Genomic DNA, 21,036 nt, shown 5'->3' on the forward strand with positions numbered 1-21,036 from the left:
CGCCCTACGGATCGCGCCCCGACAGGGCGCGCCTACAGATACTGCCCGGGTCGCTGCCGCGGGTCGGCCGGCTCGCCGCCGGGGGCCCCGTGCGCCGGGCCGCCGAGCCCGCCGGGCACCGCGGCGCCGGGCGGCAGCGCGCGGCGCATCTGCGTGAGCTGCGCCTGCGCCGCCATCTGCTGCGCGACGAGCGCCGTCTGGATCCCGTGGAACAAACCCTCGAGCCACCCCACGAGCTGTGCCTGCGCGATGCGCAGCTCGGCGTCGCTCGGCGCGCGGTCCTCCGAGAACGGCAGCGTGATGCGGTGGAGCTCGTCGAGCAGCTCGGGGGACAGGCCCTCCTCGAGCTCGCGCAGCGACCGCTCGTGCACCTCGGCGAGCCGGGCGCGGGCGGCGTCGTCGAGCGGCGCGCTGCGCACCTCGTCGAGCAGCTGCTTGATCATCGTCCCGATCCGCATGACCTTCGCGGGCTGCCCGACCATCGTCGCCGGGTCCTCGCCGCCCGCGGCGTCCTCGTCCGTGCCGTCGTGCGCGCCGCCGGACCCGGCGTCCGCGCGGTGCTCCGCGGGGGCGACGGGGCGGCCGTCCGGCCCGACCACGACGACGCGCGGTCCGTGCCGACCGTCGACGGGCAGCGCGTGCGCGGTCGGCTCCTCGGCGACGGGGGCGGCCGGGGCGTCCGGCCGCGGCTCGGCGGGCGCGTGCCCGGTGGGGGAGTCGGGGGCGTGCTCGTCGCTCGTGTGCTCACTCATCGGGGCATTCTCGCCGCATCGAGCGCGCACCGCAGGGCTTCGGCGCCCTGGATAGGCTGACGCGCATGACGTGGCTCGCGACCCCTGCCCATGCCCGCTGGCTCGAGCAGGAGACGGACCGCCTGCTGGCCTTCGGCGGACCGTCCGCGGTCCCGGGGCGCGGGTTCGCGCGGCTCGACGAGCAGGGCGCGCCGGTCGACGGCCCCGCGGAGCTGTGGATCACGTGCCGCATGACGCACGTCTACTCCCTGGGCGTCCTGCTCGGCCGCCCGGGCTCGGGCGCGCTCGTCGACCACGGGATCGCGGCGCTCGACGGGCTGTTCCGCGACCGCGAGCACGGCGGCTGGTTCGCGGAGGTCGGCCACGACGGGCCGCTCGACGCGGACAAGGCCGCCTACCCGCACGCGTTCGTGGTGCTCGCCGCGTCGAGCGCGACCGCCGCGGGACGGCCCGGCGCCCGCGCGCTGCTCGACGAGGCGCTCGCCGTCTCCGAGCAGCACTTCTGGGACGACGAGGCGGGCATGGCGGTCGAGAGCTGGGACCGCACGTTCACCGAGCTCGACGCCTACCGGGGCGTCAACGCGAACATGCACACCGTCGAGGCGTACCTGGCCGCCGCGGACGTCACCGGGCACCGGGTCTGGCTCAACCGGGCCGTGCGCGTCGTCGAGCGGGTCGTGCACGGGTACGCGCGCGAGAACCACTGGCGCATCCCCGAGCACTTCGACTCCGCGTGGCAGCCCGACCTCGAGTACAACGCCGACGCCCCGGCGCACCCGTTCCGCCCCTACGGCGCGACGATCGGCCACTGGCTCGAGTGGGCCCGCCTCACGCTGCACGCCCGCGCGGCGCTCACGGCCCGCGGCGACGTCGCGCCGGACTGGATGCTCGACGACGCGGTCGCGCTGTTCGACGCGTCGGTCGCCGAGGGCTGGGACGTCGATGGCGCACCGGGCTTCGTGTACACGGTCGACTGGGCCGGCGCCCCCGTCGTGCGCGAGCGCATGCACTGGGTCGTCGCCGAGGGCATCGCCGCCGCGGCCGCGCTGCACGCCGCGACGGGCGACGAGCGCTTCGACACCTGGTACCGGACGTGGTGGGACTACGCCGCGCTGTTCCTGCTCGACCGCGACGGCGGGTCGTGGTGGCACGAGCTCGGCACGGACAACCGGGTCTCCCGCACGGTGTGGGAGGGCAAGGCCGACCTCTACCACGCCGTGCAGGCCACGCTCATCCCGCGCCTGCCGCTCACGCCCGTGCTGGCACCGGCGCTCGCGGCGGGCGCGCTCGACCTGGCCTGAGCCGGACCCGACAGCCGGGCGCGCCGAGCGCCGGGCGGGTCAGGTCGTCAGCAGCACCTTCCCGAAGACCTCGCCCGAGTCGAGCAGGCGGTGCGCGTCCGCCGCCCGCTCGAGCGGGAGCCGCGCGTGCACGACCGGCCGGACGCGCCCGTCGGCGAGCATCGGCCACACGTGCTCCCGCACCGCGGCGACGAGCGCCGTCTTCTCGGCGGACGGGCGCGAGCGCAGCGTCGTCCCGGCCACGGTGAGCCGCTTCGCGAGCAGGTGCCCGAGGTCGATCTCGGCCCGCCGGCCGCGCTGCAGACCGATGACGACGAGCCGCCCGTCGGTCGCGAGCACCCCCAGGTTGTCCGCGAGAGCACCCGCACCGAGCACGTCGAGCACCAGATCGACCCCACGACCCGCCGTCGCGTCGCTGACGGCCCGGGTGAAAAGGCCGGCCCGGTGGTCGATGCCGACGGCCGCACCGAGCTCCTCGCACCGCGCGGCGCGCTCCGGACCCCCCGCGGTCGCCAGCACGCGCGCCCCGAGCGCCGCGGCGAGCTGCACCGCGACGGACCCGACGCCGCCCGAGCCGCCCTGCACGAGGACGTCCTCACCCGCGCGCAGCCGCCCGACGTCGACGAGGTTGGACCACGCGGTGCACACCGCCTCCGGGAGGCCGGCCGCGTCCACGAGGTCGGTGCCGTCGGGCACGGGAAGCACGTGACCTGCAGGAACGGTCACCCGCGACGCGTAGCCGCCGCCCGCGAGCAGCGCCGCGACCCGGTCGCCGACCGCCCAGCCGCCGTCCTGGGGGCCCGCCACGCCCTCCCCGAGCGAGGCCACGACGCCCGCGACCTCGAGCCCCGGCCAGGCGGGGGCGCCGGGCGGCGGCGGGTAGCTGCCGGCCCGCTGCAGGAGGTCCGCGCGGTTGACCCCCGCGGCGACCACGTCGAGCAGCACCTCGCCGGGCCCGGGGACCGGATCGGGCATCTCGTGACACACCAGGACATCCGGACCGCCGGGACGGGCGGCTTCGACGGCTCGCACGGCCTCCACGTTAGGGGGACCCGGGGCGTACCGCTGCGGGTGAGGTCGTGGCAAACTCTGCGCGGGGCTAATGGTCCACTGTCCAGTAGCCGATGAGAAGCGTGCGGCAACCTCTCCACAGAGTGGTTCCGTCGGGCGTCGTCGGTGCGACGCCCGCGTCGGGTGAAGGAAAGAGGTCGACATGCTGCGCAGGCTTGGCATCCGCGCCAAGGTTCTGGCTGTCCTCGCCGTGCCCATGATCGTGCTGCTCATCGCTGGTGGATACATCTCGTACGGGGCTTTCCGCTCGGCGAAGACCGCTGCCGCTGCTGCCACCGTCGTGGAGGTCCTGGACGCGTACGCCCCCCTCGGGGCGAATCTTCAGACCGAGCGCGCACTCTCGCTGTCCCCTGCCAGGGACCAGGCCCAGCTGGACGCGGCCCGTGCCGCGACGGACAAGACGCTCGCCGAGCTGAAGCCGCTCACGGCACGCATCGACCAGGACGAGTTCCCGGCCAGCGTGACCGCGGCGTTCGCCGAGTCCCAGCTCGCGCACAACGAGATGCTCCCGGCCGTCCGCCGCTCGGTGGACACGGACTCGCAGGCCGCGATCATCAAGCGCAACTACGACCAGATCATCGGCGGGCAGATCCAGCTCGTCGGTCAGGTCGCCGAGACGATGGACGACCGCGAGATCGCGCAGTACGTCACGGCGTACCACGAGCTCGTGACCCTCGCCGAGAGCCTCGCGAACGAGCTCACGCAGGGTACGGGCCTCATCCTCACGCAGGCCTCGTCGCCCGCCGCGGTGCGCAACTTCGACACCCAGACGACGTCGACCGAGCTCGCCCGTGCCAACGCCCGCATCGCGCTCGCCTCGCTCGGCAACACGGACATCCGCCTCCCCAGCGAGGACCCGACCTCCGACTTCACGCGCAAGCGGAACCTCCTCACGACCGGCAACGCCGGCTCCGTGGCCGCGGTCGACCGCGTCGCGTGGACCGAGGACATCCAGAAGCAGCTCGTCAGCATCAACGACGTGCGTATCGAGATGCTCGCCGAGGGCAAGGCCGAGGCCGACGTGGCCGCCGGCCAGGAACGCACCGCCGCGATCATCACCATCGTGATCTCGCTGCTCGCGGCCATCGCGTCCTTCGCCTTCGCGATCGTCGTCGCCCGAGGCATCACCGTCCCGCTGCGACGCCTCACGGCCGCCGCCGGTGACGTCCGCGAGCAGCTCCCCAAGCTCGTCGAGCAGGTCGCGGTCCCCGGTGAGGGGCCCGGTCTGGAGCTCGTGCAGATCCCGGTCGAGTCGTCCGACGAGGTCGGCCAGCTGGCCGCCGCGTTCAACTCCGTCAACGCGACGACCCTCCAGGTCGCGCAGGAGCAGGCCGCCCTGCGTGGCTCGATCGCGGAGATGTTCATCAACGTCGCCCGCCGTGACCAGGTCCTCCTCAACCGCCAGCTGTCGTTCATCGACTCGCTCGAGCGCTCCGAGGAAGACCCGAACACGCTGGCGAACCTGTTCCGCCTCGACCACCTCGCGACCCGTATGCGACGCAACGCGGAGTCGCTCCTCGTCCTCGCCGGCATCGACTCGGGCCGCCGCGTCCGCGACGCCATGCCGCTCTCGGACGTCATCCGCACCGCCTCGTCGGAGATCGAGCAGTACGACCGCGTGGAGCTCGACCTCACGGTCGACCCGCAGATGCTCGGCTTCAACGCCCTGAGCGCCGCCCACCTGCTCGCCGAGCTCCTCGAGAACGCGACGATCTTCTCCGAGCCGGAGACGCCCGTCGAGGTCAAGACCGGTGTCGTCGGCGAGTTCGTGATCGTCCAGGTCCTCGACCACGGCCTCGGGATGTCCGACGTCGAGCTCGAGTCGGCCAACGAGAAGATCCGCTCGACGTCCGCCAGCGACTCCCTCGGCGCCCAGCGCCTCGGTCTCTTCGTCGTCGGCCGCATCGCCCACCGCCTCGGCGCGGAGGTCACCCTCGCGAAGAGCCCGCGCGGCACCGGCACGGTCACGACCGTCCGGTTCCCCGTGACGCTGTTCACGACGAACGAGAGCCCCGTCTTCGGCTCGATGCCCCCGCAGCAGGCGCTGACCCAGGCGCCCGAGCGGCGCATCCCGGTCGCCGAGGAGGCGCCCGTCGTCGAGGCGGTCGACCTCCAGGCGCTGACCGACGGCGAGACGTCGCTCGGCCTGCCCCGCCGGCGGCTGCGCGGCGACGAGGACTCCTCGGAGATCCCCCTGCCGCAGAACCCGGTGCTCCCGCAGCGGTCCCACAAGACGTTCGACGAGAGCAAGATCGTCCTCCCGCAGGCGCAGGCGACGACCCTGTCGCCCGAGATCGGCGACAGCTCCGGCTGGACGCCCGCGATCCAGGCGGCCCCGGTCAAGTCCGGCCTGCCGACCCGTTCGCGGGCGGCGACCCCGGCCTGGGCGCAGCCGGAGGAGGAGGCCACGCCGGCCCCCGCCGCCCCGGCCGCACCCGAGGCGCGCGTCGGCCTGTTCTCCGGCTTCCGCACCCGTGGCGACCTGCCCGCGCCGGCTCCGGCCGACCTCCCGGGCGCGCCGCAGCGCGACGAGCAGGCGGACGCCCCGCGGCGTCCCGCGCAGGGCTTCGTCGTCCCGGGCCTCGTGCCCGACGAGGACGAGTCCTCCACGAGCTCGTGGAGCCAGGGCTGGGACGAGCAGCCTGCCGCTGCCGAGCCCGCCGCTGCACCCGCCGCGGAGGAGACCGAGTCGTGGGCACCCGCCCAGGGCTGGGACGCCCCCGCCGAGCAGCACGCCGCGCCGGTCGCCGAGGAGTGGGCCCCGGCCCCGTCCTGGGAGCAGGCGCCGGAGCGCGCCGAGGAGCCCGCACCGTGGGCCGCGACGTCGAGCTGGGAGCAGGCCCCCGAGCCCGCACCGCAGGTCGAGGCGTGGTCCCCGACCCCCGCGTGGGAGGACTCCGCGCCGCTGTCCGGCGCACCCCGCGTCGAGGACGCCCCGGCCGCGCACGCCCCGGTCGAGCACACCGAGCACGTGGAGCACGTCGAGCAGAGCACCGCTGCCGAGGCCTGGGAGCCGACGCCGGTCGCCGAGCGCACGCGTGAGCCGCGCCACGAGGCGTCGCCCTCGACGGGCGCCTACCCGGAGTTCACCGCGTACAGCGGCTACTCGGGCTGGGCCACGCCGGTCGAGTCCGACCAGCCGGCGCCGCGCTACACCTCGCCCTACACGGCCTCGTACGTCCGGGACGGCTTCGCGCCGATCCTCGACGAGGCACGGGCGTGGAACGGCGACGCCGCCGCGCAGGAGGCCCCGGCCGAGCAGGCCTGGCACGAGCCCGAGACCACGCAGCAGTCGTGGGCCGAGCCCGTCGCCGAGCAGACCTGGGCCGAGCCGGCCGCCGAGCAGTCGTGGGCCGAGCCCGTCGCCGAGCAGGCGTGGGAGAACCCGGAGCCCGCGGCCGCCGACCACGGCTGGACCGCACCCCCGGCGTACGAGGAGCCGACGCAGGTCGACTCGCCGTCGTGGGCCGAGCCCGCGTCGCACATCGCCGAGACCGAGCAGTGGACCGTCCCGGCGCTCGAGGAGGACCCGGCCGTCGAGTCGTGGGCCGCCGCCGAGCCCGAGCCCGAGCCGCTCGCCCAGCGCCGCCCGCGCGGGTCGTCCTACGTGGACGCCCAGGCGCAGACGGAGCTGTTCACCCCGGTCGAGGCCGAGCTCCTCGCGGAGTCGCACGCCCAGGCCGAGGCACCCGCCCCGGCACCGGTCGCCGCTGCTCCCGCTCCCGAGCGCGCCGCCGCGACCCCCTCGTGGGCCGCGACGCGTCCCGCCGAGCAGGCGCCGGCGTTCACGGACCTGGTCAACGGCGAGGCCGGCGACGACTCCAAGAAGGGTCGCCGCTGGGGGCTCTTCGGCCGCAAGAAGGACGAGGCGACCCCGGCCGCCGGGACCCCGGCCACGCCGTCGCCGTTCGCGGGCGGTTTCCAGCCGACGTCCGAGCCCGCCCCCGCGGCGGGTCTGCGGACCTCGGCCTGGGCCGACCCCGCCCCGGCGCAGCCGCAGGCCGCCCCGGTGTCGACCTTCGCGCCGCCCGCCCCGCAGGCACCGCCCTCGGCGCCGTTCCCGCAGCGCGAGAGCACGCGTCCCACGGGCGGCGGCTGGCAGCCCCCGGCGAGCCCGGCTCCCGAGCCGGCGAACCCGGGCTCCGGTGCCCCGCAGCCGCTGTCGGCCTTCTTCCGGCCGCCGACGGCTGACCGTCCGGCCCCGGCGGCGCCCCCGGCGTCCTGGGCCCCGCCGGAGTGGGCTGCCCGCCCGTCCGGCACCGCGAGCGGCCCCGAGTCCTCGCGCTCCGTACCCCCGCCGTCAGCGGCACCGCGCATCGGTGCCCTGGACGACGAGGTCGCTGCAATGCTGGCGCTCCGCTCCGACATCCAGGAGCAGGCTCTCTCCGAGCTGAGCCAGCTGTCCGCGTACCGGCCGGCCGCGATGAACGGCTCGACCGGAAGTGCGTCGCTCACCAAGCGCGTACCGAACGCGATCCCGGCTGCACCGCCTCTCGCGGCGCCGGAGTCCGACCGTGGGAACCCCCGGGATGCCGACCAGCTGCGTTCGCGGCTGTCGAGCTTCCAGTCGGGGACGTCACGCGGTCGCCGTGCCGCGGAGGCGCCGGATGCATCGGCCGCCTCCACGAGCTCCGAACCGCTGATCGGCTCCGCCGACCAGCACAGCACCCCGCCGTCGCCGACATGGTGACGACACAGCACGCAGTCAACTCCGGCTGCCACCGCAAGGAGGAAGTGTGACAGCGCTCAGCACCGAGGCAGCCAACTTCGGCTGGCTCCTGGACAACTTCGTCCGGACCGTGCCCGGCACCCGGCACACGCTGGTCGTGTCCGCCGACGGTCTTCTCATGGCCATGTCCGACCAGCTCGACCGCACCAGCGGCGACCAGCTCGGGGCGATCGTCTCGGGCATGTCGAGCCTCACCCGGGGCGCAGCGCGTCAGCTGCGTGCGGGGGAGGTGCGGCAGGCCATCATCGAGATGGACAACATGTTCCTCTTCCTGATGAGCGTCTCCAACGGCTCCGTGCTGTCGGTCGTCGCCGAGGCGAGCTGCGACGTCGGCCTCATCGGCTACGAGATGGCGATGCTCGTCTCGCGGACCGAGGCGACCCTGACCCCGCAGCTCATCAGCGAGATGCGCGGCCAGTTGCCCGTCGACGGCGCCACCCGGACACCGGTGGCGTGAGGACGCGATGAGCGACCACATCGAGTACGAGGCCAGGACGGTCCGGCCCTATGCCGTGACCGGTGGCCGCGTGCGCTCGGCACGCTCCGACCTGCCTCTCGAGGCGCTGGTCGAGGTCATGCCCGGTGCCGTCACGAGCCAGGGGCTGCCCCCCGAGAAGCGGGCGATCCTGCAGCACGCTGCACACAACTACATCTCGGTCGCCGAGCTGTCGGCCCTCCTGCACCTGCCGCTCGGCGTGGTGCGGGTCCTGGTCTCCGACCTCGCGGACGCGAAGTACATCCGTGTGCACACGTCCCAGCCGGTAGAGGTTCACACCGGTCAGTCCCCCGCCCTGTCCCTGAGCGTGCTGGAGAGTGTTCTCAATGGCATTTCCGCCCTCTGACGCCGCAGTGGCCGCCCCGGCGGGCACTCCAGGCAGCGTCGCGCCCACAGTCGTCAAGATCGTCGTCGCCGGTGGCTTCGCGGTCGGCAAGACGACCTTCATCGGGTCCATCTCCGACATCGAGCCCCTGAACACCGAGGCCGCGATGACGGAGCACTCGGTCGGCGTCGACGACGCCGGCGGGGTCTCCGACCGCAAGACCACCACGACGGTGGCGATGGACTTCGGTCGCATCGCGCTGCCGGGTGCGCTGTGGCTCTACCTGTTCGGCACGCCGGGCCAGGACCGCTTCCTCTTCATGTGGGACGACCTGGTGCGGGGCGCGATCGGCGCGGTCGTCCTCGTGGACACCGACCGCCTCGACCAGTGCTTCCCGGCCGTCGACTACTTCGAGAGCCGGGGCATCCCGTTCGTCGTGGGCGTCAACTGCTTCGACGGCGTCGCCAAGCACCAGCTCGACGACGTCCGCGAGGCGCTCGCCATCCCGGCGCACGTCCCGGTCCTCTACACGGACGCCCGCTCGCGCGCGGCGACCAAGCAGGCGCTCATCGCGCTCGTGCAGCTCGCCATGGAGCGGCTGCGCGGCGCCTGACGCCCGCGCTCGACCTCACCACCGGCCGGTCCTCCTCGCGGAGGGCCGGCCGGTGGCGTGTCCGGGCGGTGCGGCGCGCCTGCCGGTCGCCTGCCGTGGTGCCGCTCGCTCGTCGCGCTCCTGCCCGCACGTAGGGCGCCCGCGCGCAGGCCGGGCGCCCGCCCGGCGTGTCCGGTTCGTCCGGAAGCGTCCCCGCGGTCGGTAGGCTCGCGCAGATGGGTGTGTATGTCGACGGGTCAGCACTGAGCAGGTACCTCATCGACGCCACGAGCACCGGCGACTGGTGCGCGTGGGCGGCGGTGTGGGAGGCCGAGCTCCTCACCACGAGGCTCGGGGTCAACGAGCTGCGGCGCGCCGCGGCGTGGAAGGGCTCGGCGGACCGCGCGGTCGCGCACGGCGTCACCGAGCGGCTGCGGGTCGTGCCGTTCTCCGACCAGGCGTTCGGCGCGGCGGTGACCCGGGCGAAGGGCCTCACGCCGTTCCAGGCGCTGCACCTCGGGGTCGCGCTGACCGAGCCCGACGTGGACCGCATCGCCACCTACGACGGGAAGCTCGCGCGCACCGCCGCGAAGGAGGGCCTGCAGGTCGTCTCGCCCGGGCGGCGGCCGGGGTGGTGGACCCAGAGCGACAGCTGATCCGCACGGGCTCCGGCGGCCGGACGACTGGCACAATGGGCCCGCGCCGTGCGGGTCCGGCGGCGCGGGGAGGGCTGGCTGAGCGGCCGAAAGCGACGGTCTTGAAAACCGTTAGGGTGATGAACTCATCCTCAAGGGTTCGAATCCCTTGCCCTCCGCAGCAGCGCAGGTGCAGGTCAGATGCACGCGCTACGCGTGCTCCGGGCCCGGCTTCGGTCTGCTGGACCAGCGTGCCGTGAAGTCGCGTGCGACCACGGTGATCGAGCCCTCCGAGAGCGCGAGCTCGTGGCTGACGCACTGACGACGTCGCTCATGTGCGTGCCTCCGCGGCGTTCCGGTGGTCCGTGGCCGCGGTGAGCCCCCGGTCGAGGAAACCGGTCATCCAGGCGAAGCTCTCGTCGACGTCGGAGTCCAGCTGGAAGCTGCCGATCGCCTCCAGCGACGCGAAGCCGTGCATCATGCTTCGCATCATCCGCAGCGCGTGGACCTGCTGTGCGGGCTCGAGCCGGTAGCCGTGGAGCATGGCCGTCCAGGACGTCATGACCCGGTCGACCGCGGGCAGGAGCGGGTCGTCGAGGCCCGTGAGCCGGGCGGCGTTCCCCGCGGCGTAGCGGCCGGGGTGCGCGAGCACGTACGTCCTCATGGCCTGCGCGCCGGCGACGAGCGCGTCCTTGCCCGACAGGCCCTGGGTGGCGTCGCGGATCGCGTCGGCCAGCTCGTGCATGGCCAGCACGGCGATCCGGTGCTCCAGGGCGGCCTTGTCGGTGACGTGCTTGTAGAGCGAGGGCGCCCGGACCCCGAGCCGTTCGGCGAGCAGGCCCATGCTCAGGCCGTCGAGGCCCACCTCGTCCACCAGGTCGGCGGCCGCCCCGGTGACCGAGTCCGCCGTCAGGCCGGCCCTAGGCACGGGCGAGGGTCCGGTCCAGGAAGGGCAGGGCCAGCGCGAGGACCTGCTCGGGGGTCTGGGCGTGGGGGTAGTGGCCGGCGCCGTCGATGACGGCCAGCTCCCCGAGCCCGGCCGGTAGGTCGGCGAGGATCTTCTCGCCCTCGGCGCGGGGGTCGGCCCAGTCGGGGTCGAGGCTCCCCATGACGACCAGGACGGGGCAGGCGACGTTCGGCAGCTGGGCGCCGGCGTCGGTGGGGGCGGTGCGGCCCATGGCCTGCAGCACCTTCATCCGGCCGGGCTCGCTCAGCCCGGCCCTCGTGCGGTCCAGCTCCTCGGCCCAGTCGGCCGGCTTCGTGGGGTAGGCCAGGTCGAGGTACTCCGCCCACGCGGGCAGGCTGCCGAACAGACCGACCCGGGTCAGCAGCGTGGAGGACGTCCGGTACCGGGCGACCGTCACCAGCCCGCCGAAGGAGATCGTCTGCTTGCGGGTGAACGGGGCCAGCTGCACGACGCCGGTGATCAGGTCGGGGGCCGACGCGGCGGCGATCGCGACGGCGCCGCCGCTCAGCGACTGGCCCACGAGCACGGCGGGGCCGCCGAGGTGGCGGACCAGGGCGACGAGGTCCCCGGCGACGTCGGTGCGGCTGTAGCCGTCCCAGCCGGTGCTGGACTCCCCGGCCCCGCGGATGTCGACGTTGGCGACCCGGTAGCTGGCCGCGACCAGGCCCGGGACGAGGAAGCGGTAGGAGCGGCGGGTGTCGCCCATGCCGTGCGCGAGGACCACGAGGGGGCCGTCGCCGGTCAGGTCGTAGGCGATCGTCCCGCCGGCCAGGGTGAGGTGCTCGGTCATGTCGTCCTCCAGGTGGCTAAGCGCGTTAACTGAAAGCTAGTGCGAGTAGCCACCGCCGTCAAGGGGTCCGGCGCAGCGGGCTCCTCAGCCCGGGTCCGGGACGGGCCGGCCGAGCATCTGGTCCGACGGCCGCCGCCTCCCGCCGGGCGTACGCCTGCCGCACATCGGCGACCCGGAAAACCTCGGGCCACGGAGCACCCGCGCGCCCTACGCTCGCGCACGCTCCTGGTCGGCAGCCGGACGGCGTCGCCGTCGCGGGCCCTGCGCGAACGGCCTGCGAGCACTGCACAGGGATGCAGCGCCTCTCACGCGCCCGGGTTCACCTCCCGATGGTCGTCCGGCGCGCGGTCACCGGGGCGGTGGCGGTCTGCGACGCCGGGCGTGCTCGGGACGTCCCCCGCTGCCGGCCGACCGCGCGCCGGCGATCGACGCGGTGGCGCTGCCCGGGGCAGCGGGACGAGCCGAGGGTCGGCCGGACCGGACGGGAGGAGGGTCGAGCGATGAACGTCGTCGTGCAGGAGTGGGAACGCGTGCTGGTGTACCGGGACGGGCGGTTCGTGGGCGTGCTCGAGCCCGGCCGTCGGTCTGTGACGTGGCTCCGGCACCGGACGGTGCGGGTCGCCGTCCGGCCGCGGCTCCTCGTCGTGCCGCTCCAGGAGGTGCTGACGGCCGACGGGATCGCGGTCAAGGTGAGCCTGACGTCGACGGTCCGGGTCGTGGACCCGCGGACGTGGCACGAGGCGGTCGAGGACCCGGACGCGTTCCTGCACGCGGCGCTGCAGCTCGCGCTGCGGGACGCCGTCGCGACCCGGACGCTCGACGAGCTGCTCGCCGACCGGGCGGAGGTCCCGGCGCAGCTGCGTGCCGCCGTCGCGCCGACGGCCGTCCGGCTGGGGCTCGAGGTCGACGAGGTCGCGCTGCGGGACGTCGTCGTGCCGGCCGAGCTGCGGCGCGCGGCGGCCGAGGTCGTGACCGCGCGGGCGCAGGGGCTCGCGGCGCTCGAGCGCGCCCGGACCGAGGTCGCGGTGACGCGTGCCCTGGCGAACGCCGCGAAGCTCGTGGGGTCGAACCCGGGGCTGCTGCAGCTGCGCACGCTGCAGGTCGTCGAGGCCGGTGGGGCGACGGTCGTGCTGTCCGCGGACCCGGCGGTCGCGCGTGCGGTGGCGACGGGCGGCTGACGGCTCGCGGGTCGGCGCGGGGCGCGGGGGCGCCGTGCGTCAGGCCGTCCCCTCCGGACGACGCTTCTGCGGGTACGGCGTCTCGCCGCGGCTCAGGCGCTCGACGGTCTCGGCGATCTTGCGGGCCCGGGTCTCGGCGCGCTTCACGCCGGTGATCCGCAGGATGCACGCGAACCGGTTCGCCGAGGTCAGCACGTCCCACCACGCCTGGGCCGCGGGCTCGGCGGCGAGCGCCGCGGCGAGGTCGTCGGGCAGGACCGTGTTCTTGGGGCCCTCGTACGCGGCCTCCCACCGGCCGTCGGCCTGGGCGGCGCGGACCTGCGCGCGGCCCGCCTCCTGCATCTTCCCCTCGGCCTCGAGCCGCGCGACGTGCTGGACGTTGCGGGCGGACCACCGGCTGCGCGCCCGGCGCGGCGTCATCCGCTGGTAGGACGACTCCGCGTCGCGCGCGCGGCCCTGCCCGTCGATCCAGCCGTAGCAGAGGGCCTCGTCGAGCGCCGTCGCGTACGTGATCGTCGTGACGGTGCCGCCCTTCTTGTGCAGCACGAGCCAGACGCCCTCGGACGTCGCGTGGTTCTCGTCGAGCCACGCGCGCCAGGTCTCGGCGTCGGGCAGGAGCAGCTCGGGCAGGTCAGGGGCCATCCGCCCATCGTGCCGTGCCGGTCCGACACGCGTGCCCGGCAGGCGTCAGGACTTCCGCTGGTCCATCTTCAGACCCTCGAACGAGTGCTCGGTCCGGTACGGCGGGAGCCCGGCCTCGGTGTCCGCGACGATCTCGTGGCTCAGGTGCGGGCGCAGCGCCGGGTCGACGCGCTCCCAGGCCTCCGCGGAGAGGCGGATGCGCGGCGGGTGCGGGTCGGCGGGGTCCTTGAGGCGGTCGACGATCGCGCGGTCCTCGGGCGAGACGATGCCGAGGATCATGACCTGGCGCATGCGCGAGCCGTTCCCCATCGCGGAGCCCCGGTGCAGCATGAGGCCGGACCGCACCGAGAAGTTGCCGCCCTTGGCGAAGAACGCCTGGAGCCGTGCGTCGTAGTCGGGCGTGCGCTCGTCGGGCGGGAACATCGCGCCCTCGAAGTCCTCGCCGACCTCGAGGTGGGTGCCGAGGACCCCCTGGAACGGGCCGTCGACCACGTCGACCGCCGAGGCGTTGACCGCGATCGACGTGAGGCGGTGCTCGTCGCGCGTCGCCGCCGGCATCGGGAAGTCGCGGTGCCACGGCTGGTTCTCGGCGCCGGGCAGCGGCACGTCGCAGCCGAGCTCCACGACCTGCCAGTCGGGCCCGAACATGTGCTCGGCGAGCGACGTGACGACGGGGTGGCTCGCGAGGTCCCAGAACCCGCGGACCCGCTCGGCGTACGGCTCGAAGTAGAACCGGTTCCAGCCGCGCGGCGCGACGCCCCCCGGGGTGCGCAGGGCCTCCATGAACTCACGCGCGAGGTCGACGTCGAGGTCGCGCGCCCACTCGGGCGGGAACGCGCCGCGGACGACCGCGATGCCCTGCTCGTACACCTCGCGGCTGAGGTCCTCGGCGCGGTGCTCCGTCGCGCCGTGCTGTGCTGCTGTCGTCGTCATGCCCCGACCCCCCGGTCGACAACGCCTGCGCGCCGGTGCGCGGGCCCGGGGACCAGCGTAGGCACGTGTGCGCGGGCGCGTCAGTCGGAGGGGTCGGTCGCGACGCGGTCGCGGCCCGCGTGCTTCGCGGCGTACAGCAGCGTGTCGGCGCGCGCGAGCAGCGTGCGCTGCGTGTCCCCGTCGTGGCTCACGGCCAGCCCGATGCTCACCGTGACCGGCACGTCGTGGGTCAGCGCGGACCAGTCGTGGTCCGCGACGGCCCGGCGCAGGCCCTCGAGGTACGTCACGACGGCCTCGCCCGTCGCGGACTGCACGACGAGCAGGAACTCCTCGCCGCCGAGGCGTGCGGCGAACGCCGAGCCGGGCAGGGGGACGCCGTCCGCGACCTCGTCGAGCAGCGCCGCGACCTGCACGAGGACCTCGTCGCCGACCGCGTGCGAGAACGTGTCGTTGACCCGCTTGAAGTGGTCGAGGTCGATCAGCGCCACCGCGAGGTGCAGGCCCTGCGCGCGGCTGTCGACGAGCAGCCCGGGGAGCGTCTGGTCGACGTGGCGGCGGTTGAGCAGCTGCGTGAGCGGGTCGCGCAGGGACTCGTGCCGGAACCGGGCGGCGGCCTGCCGGGCCTCGGAGGTCTCGAACATCGCCTGCTGGAGCCGGGCCTGCGCCTCGCGCTCCTCGGAGACGAGCGCCTTCTCGAGCGCGTGGAACCGCTTGTACGCGTGGAACGCGCGCTCGTGGTCGCCGCGCGCCGCGTGGATCTCGGCCTGCTCCTCCTCGACCTGCGCGATGCGGTAGCGCAGGCCGTGCGCGTCGCTCAGCGCGCGGCAGCGGTCGAGCGTCTCCTGCGCGCCGTCGTGGTCCCCGAGCAGGCGCAGCGCGGTCGCGAGCGTGAGCAGGAACTCGGCGTCGGCCGTGATCTCGCGCGTCCCGAGGTTGCCGTTCTCCTCGAGGGCCCGGCGCGCGCTCGCGACGGCCGCCGCGTGGTCGCCGCGCCCCATCTGCACGCGCGCGAGGGTGTCCCACACGTGCGACCCCAGCGGCATCCCGTGGCGCGCGCTGACGTCGAGGAGGCGGTCGATGGTCTCCTGCGCGAGCGCGAAGTCGCCGGCCGCGTACTCCCCGTACGCCCGGTTGTTCAGGCAGCGCAGCCGGCGCACGACGTCGTCCGCCTCGACCGCGAGCTGCTCGGCCTGCGTGTAGCGCGCGCGGGCCTCCTCGATCGACCCGGACTCGTCGAGCGCGTCGGCGAGGCGCATCACGTAGTGCGCGCGCATCGAGGGTGGCGCGTCGTCGTCGAGCGCGTCGAGCGCCTTCACCGAGTGCTCGAGGTAGGACGCGTGGTCCCCGATGTCGCGGAACGCCCAGGACAGCCCGAGGTGGCTGCGCGCGAGCAGGCGCGCGCGGTCGTGGTCGGTCGCGTAGTCGTGCACCTGCCACATGATGCGCGTGGCCTCGGCGAGCCGGCCCTGGCGCTCGAAGACGTCGGCGCGGACGAGGCGCGCGCGCCACAGGAGCTCGACGTTCCCGAGGGCACGGGCGGCCTGCTCGAGCTCGACGGCGCGGGCGAGCATCGCGACGAGGTCGTTGCCGCGCTGGTCGTCGAGCACGTCGAGCGCGCGGGCGATCTCCGCGGCGTCGCGTGCGGTGGTGGGGGTCGCGGGCACGGTGACGAGGGCGCCGGTGTTGCCGGTCACCTCGTCCGCACCCTCGACGCACGTCATGCCACAGGATCGGCACGGACGGGGCCGAGGTGAACGTTCCGACACTCCTGGACGCTTGTCAGGTTCGTCACGTGCCGTGCCACGCGCCGGGGTGGGGCGTGCCGGGTCGCCCGTCCGGGGGACGTGGAGCACGTCACCCGGCGCCCGGCCATCCGCAGGCGGCTCCGCTCCGAACCCTGCTCGACCCCGCCCCGAGGAGGAGCAGCGACGATGTCCCCGACCCGAGCACCCGCCGTGCGGCCGCGCCGCACAGCGCAGGCGTGGGGCACACTGTCGCTCGTGACCACGACCCCGGGCGGACCCGCGCTGCCGGCCCCCGAGCCGGTGGCCGACGAGCCGGAGACCACCGAGGAGCTGCTCCTGCGCGCCGCCGCGGGCGACGAGGCCGCGTTCGCGCAGGTGTACGACGCCCTCTCGGCGAGCGTGTTCGGGACCTGCCTCGCGGTGCTGCGCGACCGGGACCACGCCGCCGAGGTGCTCCAGGAGGTCATGGTCGAGGTGTGGCGGACCGCGACCCGGTTCGACCCCGCGCGCGGCACGGCCCGCACGTGGGCGCTCACGCTCGCGCACCGCCGGGCCGTCGACCGCGTCCGCGCCGTGCAGGCGCAGCGCAACCGCGACCAGCGCGCGCTCGACGAGCAGGTCGAGCGGCCGTTCGACGTCGTCGCCGAGGAGGTTGAGGAGAACATGGACCGCGCCCGCGTGCGGCACTGCCTCGACGGGCTCACGCCGACGCAGCACGAGGCCGTCACGCTCGCGTACTACGGCGGGCGCACGTACCGCGAGGTGGCCGACGAGCTCGCCGCGCCGCTCGCGACCGTGAAGTCCCGCATCCGCGACGGGCTGCTCCGCCTGCGCGACTGCCTGGGGGTGGCCGCATGAGCGCGACCGACGGCCCCGGCCAGGCCGGGACCTCCGACGTGCGGGACCTGCTCGGCGCCTACGCGCTCGACGCGGTCGACGACGTCGAGCGCCGCGCGGTCGAGCGGCTCGTCGAGCGCGACGCCGACGCGGCCCGCGAGCTCGCCGAGCTGACCGCGACCGCCGCGCTGCTGGGCTCGGCCGTCCGGGCGCCCGCTCCCGCGGACGTGCGGGCGAGCGTGCTCGACGCGATCCGCTCGACGCCGCAGGTCGGGGCGCGGGGGGTGCGCGACGACGCGCCGACGGCGGCCCGCCCGGCGACGGCCGGGACGACGCTGCCCGGTCCGGCCGTGCCCGGCTCGACGTTGCCCGGTCCGGCCGTGCCCGGCTCGACGGCGCCCGCGTCGTCCTCGTCCGACCCCGAGACCTCGTCCGACCCCGCCGGCTCGTCCGGCCCCGCCGACCGCGGGGTGACCGACCTCGCCGACCGACGCCGCCCGCGCCGCAGCACCGCGTGGCTCGCCGTCGCCGCGACCGCGCTCGGGGCGGCCGCCGTGCCGAGCGTGTTCGCGTGGCAGCAGAACCAGGAGGCCCGCCGCGCGAGCGAGCAGGCCCGCGTGCTCGCCGAGCTGCTCGCCGAGCCCGGCACCGAGGTCGTGCGCGCCGACGTCGAGGGCGGCGGCACCGCGGTCGGCGTGCTCGGCGCGGACCAGGCGCTGTTCACCGCGACGGGCCTCGACGACCCGGGCGCCGGCAAGGAGTACCAGCTCTGGATCATCCGTGACGGGGTCCCGCTGCCGGACGTGGTCATGCCCGACGAGTCGGGCGCGCTGCGCGGGCTCGCCGAGGACTTCACGCCCGGGGACGCGCTGGCCGTGACGGTCGAGCCGGCCGGCGGCTCGCAGGAGCCGACGACCGACCCGGTCGTGGTGCTGGCCCCCGCCGAGGCCTGACGAGGACCGGCGCGCCGGCTCGCGCAGTCCCCGCCGGCTCGCGCGGGCCCACGTCCGCTCACGCCGCCCAGCGCCGCTCACGCCACGCAGCGCCGCCCAGAGCAGCCGGGCGGCGCCCAGCGCCGCGGCTCAGCTCCCGGCGGCGCTCGTCGCCGCGACCGTCGCGGCCATGACCCCCGCCATCACGGCGGCGTTCACGGCCTCGACGGCACCCTTGACGGCGGCGTCCGCGAACCCGCCCTGCGCCACCGCCTTCGCGCGCTGCCGCAGCTCGCGCTTGGGCACGCCGACGTCGCCGAGCACGCGCGGGACCTGGTCGACGGCCTGGAGCATCGAGACGAGCGCGGCCTCGCGGGGCGTGGGGGTGCGGCCGACGACGAGGACGTCGTGCAGCCCGCGGCGGAGGCCGTCCTCATACGCCGGGTCGACGGCGGGCCACGCCGACGTCGGGAAGATGCCGAGCACCTTGCCCTCCTGGAGCCGCAGCACGCCGCTCTCGACGAGCCGCGCCAGGAGCTCGGGGCGGAGCTTCTTCGCGAGCTCCGGCACGACCGCGGCCGGCTTCCGGGGGCCCTTCGCGGCGATGCGGCGCAGGCCCTCGTCCAGGACGCCGTCGCCGGTCGGCCGGGGGTCGCGCACCACGACGCGGCCCGGCTTCACCGGCTCGCCGGGCCCGCTCACGTCGACGCGTCCGGCGGTCGCGAGGTCGAGCAGCACCGCGCCCGCGAGCGCCAGGTCGAGCCGCGTGGTGTCGACGACCGGCTTGCCGGTGACGTCGTCGGTCAGGAGCAGGAGCACGTCTTCCGCGAGGATCATGAGCCCACGCTAGGACGCACCGGGGTGTCCGGACAGGGCCGTGCGGACGGTCGCGACCTGAGACGACGCCGTGGCGACCTGGGACGACGCCGGCCCGGGCGCACGAGGGCGAGGCCCCCGCTCCGTACCCTGAGCGGGGGCCTCGCCTGTCCGTGGTGCCCGTCGCCGGGCGGGTGGTGCCGGGTGTCAGCTCGTGGGCATGAGCACCGTGTCGATGAGGTAGACCGTGGCGTTCGCGGTCTGCACGCCGCCGCAGATGACGTTCGCGCCGTTGACCATGAGCGCGTCGCCCGAGCCGGTCACGTCGACCATGCCGCCCTGGACGGTGCTCTGCTCACCGACGACCATCTCGGGCGAGAGCTGCCCGGGGACGACGTGGTAGGTGAGGATGCTCGAGAGCAGCGCGGTGTCGGTCTTGAGGGTCTCGATCGTCGCGGCGTCGATCTTCGCGAACGCGTCGTCGACCGGCGCGAAGACGGTGAACTCGTCGCCGTTGAGCGTGTCGACGAGGTTGACCTCGGGGTTGAGCTGGCCGGACACCGCCGAGACGAGCGTGGTCAGGAGCGGGTTGTTCGACGCGGCGACCGCGACCGGGTCCTGCGACATGCCGACGACCGAGCCGGGGCCGTCGGGCACCGTCTCCGCGTAGCCCGCACAGCCGGGGCCGACGAGGTTCGCGGCCGGGTCCGCCATCATCTCGTCCTCGGTCTCCATGGGCTCGGGGCTCATGGTCTCCTCGGCCGTCGCCTCGGCGCCGGCCGTCTCGTCGGCCGCCGTGTCGGAGCTGCACGCGGACAGGCCGAGCGTGGCGACCGCCAGGAAACCGAGGGCGGCGAACTGGGTGCGCTTGGTGCTGATCATCGGACTCTCCCTCTCGAGGTCCGGTGCGGGTGCCCCCACCGGATGTTCGTACGTCCCGCCGGAGCGGGACCTTCGAGGGGGATTCGGAGCGGGTGGCGGAGCGGATGGGTCGGATGTGCAGAAGTTTTTTCTACCGCTCAGCGCCGGCCGGGACACGGTGCGCGAGCAGCGGCAGGGCGCCGGTCTCCTGCGAGACCTCGACCGCGGCGCCGAGCACGCGCGCGACGGTCGACTTCGAGACGCCCACGCGTGCGGCGATGCTGCGCTGGGACAGGCCGGACGCGGCGAGCTGGCGGATCGCCGCCTCGCGGATGGCCCCCTCGGCGGCCCGGACCACCGGGCGCTGCGCGGTGTGGGTGTCGGTGAACCCGGCGCCGACCGGCCCCACCGGGCTGCCGAACGCGCCGACGTGGCGGGTGTCCGTGATCTCGGCCCCGTCGTCGACGAGCGCGGTCTCCGGTGCCGGGGCGCGCCAGCCGGCCGGCGGCGCCGTCTCGACGGGCAGCGCGTGGGCGCCCGAGCCGGGGAACCGCCCGAGCCCGGTCGCGGTCGGCAGGAGGTCGACAGCGCCGACCGCCGCGAGCACGGTCGGCAGGTCGGCGCCGGGCGGGACGGCCCGCAGCGCCGCGACGTGCGCGCGGTCGAGCCGCCGGCGGGCCCACCGGATCCGCCGGCCCTGCGCGTGCCCGGACTCCTCGAGCCGGCGGACGACGAGCGCCGCCCGGGCCACCGCGAGCAGGCGCCGGTCGCGGCGGACCTCGACGAGCGTCCGGTCGGCGTGCTCCCGGCGCGCGGCCGTCAGGACCCGCTCCCACAGCCACGCCGCGACGAGCGGGGCGACGACGCGCACCCCGGCGGCCAGCAGTGTGCTCGGGTCGCTCTCCCACGACCGCACGCCGTCGACCTCGGGGCCGACGAACTCGTGCGTCCCCGCGAGCAGGCCGGACACCGCGGAGACCGCCCACACCGCGGCGGCGTCGGCGCCACCGGGCCGGCCCGCGAGCGCCGACGCGCGCGCGAGGAGCGCGGAGCTGACGAGCGCGAGCTCGAGGAACCCGGCGAGGCCCACCGCGGCGACGAGCGTGAACCCGAGCACGTCCATCGCGACGCTCGCCATGCCCTGCGCGGCGAGGAGCGTCGGGACGACCGCGGCGAGCGAGGCGACGACCGTCGCGTGCTGACGGGCGCGGCGGGCCGCCTGCTCGGCGGGGGAGAGAGGGGCGGCGGGTGCGCCGGCGGGGGCGGTGACCGCCGCGGGTGCGGGTGCGGGCGGGGCGTGGGTCGTGGCGGGCGTGCTCATCGGTCTCCCTCGACGGCGGCGGGCTCCGGCCGCGCGCCGGACGCCTCAGGTCACCCGTGCGTCGTGGTCCGTCGTCGTGCGCGCCGCCGCGACGTGGCACGGCGCGGTGGGCA

Annotated in this window: 19 protein-coding genes and 1 tRNA gene; 10 read left to right on the plus strand and 10 right to left on the minus strand. The window is 75.3% G+C overall.

Annotation, left to right across the window (positions count from 1 at the left end):
- Nucleotides 1-32: 32 nt before the first annotated feature.
- Nucleotides 33-752 carry a bacterial proteasome activator family protein gene (locus CCE01nite_RS22060; protein WP_084142593.1) on the minus strand — a complete coding sequence of 240 codons (720 nt, stop codon included), beginning with the start codon at nucleotides 750-752 and terminating at the stop codon, nucleotides 33-35.
- Between the two features lie 65 nt (nucleotides 753-817).
- Between CCE01nite_RS22060 and CCE01nite_RS08050 the strand changes: the two genes are divergently transcribed.
- Nucleotides 818-2,053 (plus strand): AGE family epimerase/isomerase, encoded by a 1,236-nt coding sequence (locus CCE01nite_RS08050; protein ID WP_034628316.1) that lies wholly within the window; start codon nucleotides 818-820, stop codon nucleotides 2,051-2,053.
- Between the two features lie 39 nt (nucleotides 2,054-2,092).
- On the opposite strand, the gene CCE01nite_RS08055 is transcribed toward CCE01nite_RS08050, so the two are convergent.
- Entirely contained in the window at nucleotides 2,093-3,085 is a 993-nt protein-coding gene (locus CCE01nite_RS08055; RefSeq protein ID WP_034628320.1) for an NAD(P)H-quinone oxidoreductase, read from the minus strand.
- Between the two features lie 181 nt (nucleotides 3,086-3,266).
- On the opposite strand from CCE01nite_RS08055, the gene CCE01nite_RS08060 reads away from it, so the two are divergent.
- The 6 genes from CCE01nite_RS08060 to CCE01nite_RS08085 all read left to right on the plus strand — a co-directional run bounded on the left by CCE01nite_RS08060 (nucleotide 3,267) and on the right by CCE01nite_RS08085 (nucleotide 10,080).
- Nucleotides 3,267-7,814, plus strand: coding sequence for a nitrate- and nitrite sensing domain-containing protein (locus CCE01nite_RS08060; protein ID WP_084142595.1), 4,548 nt, complete (start codon nucleotides 3,267-3,269; stop codon nucleotides 7,812-7,814).
- Nucleotides 7,815-7,860: 46 nt separating this feature from the next.
- Nucleotides 7,861-8,310: a roadblock/LC7 domain-containing protein gene (locus CCE01nite_RS08065; protein WP_034628326.1), complete on the plus strand. Its 450-nt coding sequence runs from the start codon at nucleotides 7,861-7,863 to the stop codon at nucleotides 8,308-8,310.
- A 7-nt stretch (nucleotides 8,311-8,317) separates the two neighbouring features.
- Complete coding sequence (locus CCE01nite_RS08070) at nucleotides 8,318-8,695, plus strand: DUF742 domain-containing protein (protein WP_034628329.1); 378 nt, start codon at nucleotides 8,318-8,320, stop codon at nucleotides 8,693-8,695.
- Nucleotides 8,676-9,287, plus strand: coding sequence for a GTP-binding protein (locus CCE01nite_RS08075; RefSeq protein WP_034628332.1), 612 nt, complete (start codon nucleotides 8,676-8,678; stop codon nucleotides 9,285-9,287). The genes CCE01nite_RS08070 and CCE01nite_RS08075 overlap by 20 nt, the downstream gene beginning before the upstream one ends.
- Nucleotides 9,288-9,502: 215 nt before the next feature.
- On the plus strand, nucleotides 9,503-9,922 hold the full coding sequence (locus tag CCE01nite_RS08080; protein WP_034628335.1) for a PIN domain-containing protein: 420 nt from the start codon (nucleotides 9,503-9,505) through the stop codon (nucleotides 9,920-9,922).
- Nucleotides 9,923-9,990: 68 nt separating this feature from the next.
- A tRNA-Ser gene (locus tag CCE01nite_RS08085) sits at nucleotides 9,991-10,080 on the plus strand.
- Between the two features lie 152 nt (nucleotides 10,081-10,232).
- Here CCE01nite_RS08085 and CCE01nite_RS08090 read toward each other — a convergent pair.
- Together CCE01nite_RS08090 and CCE01nite_RS08095 are read right to left on the minus strand one after the other, a co-directional pair.
- Entirely contained in the window at nucleotides 10,233-10,829 is a 597-nt protein-coding gene (locus tag CCE01nite_RS08090; RefSeq protein ID WP_034628338.1) for a TetR/AcrR family transcriptional regulator, read from the minus strand.
- The gene (locus CCE01nite_RS08095; protein WP_034628340.1) at nucleotides 10,822-11,658 is read right to left on the minus strand and encodes an alpha/beta fold hydrolase; all 837 of its coding nucleotides are present in this window, start codon (nucleotides 11,656-11,658) and stop codon (nucleotides 10,822-10,824) included. Before CCE01nite_RS08095 ends, CCE01nite_RS08090 begins: the two co-directional genes overlap by 8 nt.
- 500 nt (nucleotides 11,659-12,158) lie before the next feature.
- On the opposite strand from CCE01nite_RS08095, the gene CCE01nite_RS08100 reads away from it, so the two are divergent.
- Nucleotides 12,159-12,836 carry a slipin family protein gene (locus CCE01nite_RS08100; protein ID WP_034628344.1) on the plus strand — a complete coding sequence of 226 codons (678 nt, stop codon included), beginning with the start codon at nucleotides 12,159-12,161 and terminating at the stop codon, nucleotides 12,834-12,836.
- 39 nt (nucleotides 12,837-12,875) lie between these two features.
- On the opposite strand, the gene CCE01nite_RS08105 is transcribed toward CCE01nite_RS08100, so the two are convergent.
- The 3 genes from CCE01nite_RS08105 to CCE01nite_RS08115 all read right to left on the minus strand — a co-directional run bounded on the left by CCE01nite_RS08105 (nucleotide 12,876) and on the right by CCE01nite_RS08115 (nucleotide 16,132).
- Entirely contained in the window at nucleotides 12,876-13,478 is a 603-nt protein-coding gene (locus CCE01nite_RS08105) for a YdeI/OmpD-associated family protein (RefSeq protein WP_034628348.1), read from the minus strand.
- 45 nt (nucleotides 13,479-13,523) lie between these two features.
- Nucleotides 13,524-14,411: a phytanoyl-CoA dioxygenase family protein gene (locus CCE01nite_RS08110; RefSeq protein WP_034628351.1), complete on the minus strand. Its 888-nt coding sequence runs from the start codon at nucleotides 14,409-14,411 to the stop codon at nucleotides 13,524-13,526.
- Nucleotides 14,412-14,491: 80 nt separating this feature from the next.
- Nucleotides 14,492-16,132, minus strand: a complete 1,641-nt coding sequence (locus CCE01nite_RS08115; protein WP_084142596.1) for a tetratricopeptide repeat-containing diguanylate cyclase — start codon at nucleotides 16,130-16,132, stop codon at nucleotides 14,492-14,494.
- A gap of 279 nt (nucleotides 16,133-16,411) precedes the next feature.
- Between CCE01nite_RS08115 and sigK the strand changes: the two genes are divergently transcribed.
- Both sigK and CCE01nite_RS08125 read left to right on the plus strand, forming a co-directional pair.
- On the plus strand, nucleotides 16,412-17,014 hold the full coding sequence (gene sigK, locus CCE01nite_RS08120) for an ECF RNA polymerase sigma factor SigK (protein ID WP_281282371.1): 603 nt from the start codon (nucleotides 16,412-16,414) through the stop codon (nucleotides 17,012-17,014).
- Entirely contained in the window at nucleotides 17,011-17,946 is a 936-nt protein-coding gene (locus CCE01nite_RS08125) for an anti-sigma factor (RefSeq protein ID WP_141372161.1), read from the plus strand. Before sigK ends, CCE01nite_RS08125 begins: the two co-directional genes overlap by 4 nt.
- A 129-nt stretch (nucleotides 17,947-18,075) precedes the next feature.
- Here CCE01nite_RS08125 and CCE01nite_RS08130 read toward each other — a convergent pair whose 3' ends face one another.
- The 3 genes from CCE01nite_RS08130 to CCE01nite_RS21290 all read right to left on the minus strand — a co-directional run bounded on the left by CCE01nite_RS08130 (nucleotide 18,076) and on the right by CCE01nite_RS21290 (nucleotide 20,923).
- Nucleotides 18,076-18,762, minus strand: a complete 687-nt coding sequence (locus CCE01nite_RS08130; RefSeq protein WP_141372162.1) for a GOLPH3/VPS74 family protein — start codon at nucleotides 18,760-18,762, stop codon at nucleotides 18,076-18,078.
- A 186-nt stretch (nucleotides 18,763-18,948) separates the two neighbouring features.
- Nucleotides 18,949-19,623, minus strand: coding sequence for a fasciclin domain-containing protein (locus CCE01nite_RS08135; RefSeq protein WP_141372163.1), 675 nt, complete (start codon nucleotides 19,621-19,623; stop codon nucleotides 18,949-18,951).
- Between the two features lie 130 nt (nucleotides 19,624-19,753).
- Nucleotides 19,754-20,923: a helix-turn-helix domain-containing protein gene (locus tag CCE01nite_RS21290; protein WP_170223951.1), complete on the minus strand. Its 1,170-nt coding sequence runs from the start codon at nucleotides 20,921-20,923 to the stop codon at nucleotides 19,754-19,756.
- Between the last annotated feature and the right edge of the window lie 113 nt (nucleotides 20,924-21,036).

The organism is Cellulomonas cellasea, assembly GCF_006538745.1.
Lineage (GTDB): Bacteria > Actinomycetota > Actinomycetes > Actinomycetales > Cellulomonadaceae > Cellulomonas_A > Cellulomonas_A cellasea.